The organism is Nocardia aegles (genome assembly GCF_052545135.1).
The window spans coordinates 1-1,481 of the sequence record NZ_JBQWRI010000040.1 but is presented as its reverse complement, the minus strand read 5'-3'; the positions used below and the strand labels follow the sequence as shown (position 1 = coordinate 1,481).

Below are 1,481 nucleotides of genomic sequence, written 5' to 3'. Positions count from 1 at the left end.
CATCGAAACCGCGCTGCTGGCGACCCCTGGTGTCACTGCGGCCGCCGCCAGCATGCAGCGCGGCGAGGACGCTGACGGTGCTGATGCTCGGCTGGTGGGTTACGTGACGCTGGACCGCTCGGCGGTGCTGGGCCATGACGACGAGGACGTCGAGATCGTCGGTGAACGCGAACAGTTGTACGACGATTTCTACGCTGGCTTCTACGACCGCGACGCCGCACCCTCGGTGGCGTTCGGGCAAGACTTCCGAGGTTGGAACAGCAGTTATACAGGTGACCCGATCCCGTTGAACGAGATGGTCGAATGGCGTGCAGCCACCGTGGCACGCATCGCCGAACTCGACCCGCAACGGATACTCGAGATCGGAGTGGGTTCGGGACTGGTGCTGTCACAATTGGTCTCGACCTGTGAGCAATACTGGGGCACCGATGTGTCCTCTGTGGCAGTGTCCAACCTGACTCACCGACTCGATGCGATGGCCGTGCCGTGGCGCGGCCGGGTGCGATTGTCGACCCAACCCGCCCACATCATCGATGGACTGCCCGAGCAGTACTTCGACACCATCGTGATCAACTCCGTGGTGCAGTACTTTCCCAACGTCGGCTACCTCGACGACATTTTGGACAAGATGATAGGACTGCTGCGCCCGGGTGGGTCGGTGTTCATCGGCGACGTCCGCAACCACGCACTACAGGGACCGTTCGAGACGGGGGTCGCCCTAGCCCAACTCCACGACGGCGACGACACCACCGAGGTCTGCGACCGGATCCGCCGGGCCGTGGTCGGCGAACCCGAACTGCTGCTGGCCCCCGATTTCTTCACCACGTGGGCGGACCGAACCGACACGGTGGCTGGTATCGACATCCAGGTCAAACGCGGCCAAGCGCACAACGAACTGACCTGGTATCGCTACGACGTCGTGATCCACAAGACCCCAGCACCAGTGCGATCGTTGGCCGAGGTGCACGCCCAATGGACATGGCCACACTGCGGCGGAACAACCGGACTGGCCCAACGTCTCACCGCTGGCGACCGTCCCATTTCGGTCCGCGTCACCGGCATCCCACGCAGCGGACTCATCGGCGAGGTCAACGCCCACCACGCACTGCGCAACGGAACCTCACCGACCGAGGCGCGAACCATTGCCACTCACCATCACACCGACGCGGTGACCCCTGAACACCTGCACCGCATCGGCCGAGCCAACGGCTACCACGTCGCCGTGACCTGGGCACAGCACCCCGGCGAAATCGACGCCGTCTTCACCAGCATCACCGACCCCATCCCACGCTGGACCCACGTTTATCAACCGACGACAACCCCGATGACGCCCTCGCCGGCGGTCCACGCCAACGATCCCCAAGCCAACAGCCGCCTCGCTGAGATCCGTAAACACCTCACCCAACACCTACCCGACTACATGGTGCCCTCCCAGATTGTCGTTCTGGATGCTATGCCGCTGACTGTTTCGGGGAAGATCG

The 1,481-nt window shown here is 63.6% G+C and carries 1 protein-coding gene; it reads left to right on the top strand.

Annotated features, from left to right (window positions below; translation table 11 throughout):
* Positions 1-94: 94 nt before the first annotated feature.
* Positions 95-1,481 (top strand): class I SAM-dependent methyltransferase (locus ACT89H_RS29345; protein WP_445111912.1); only part of this gene is annotated, 1,387 nt, incomplete at its 3' end.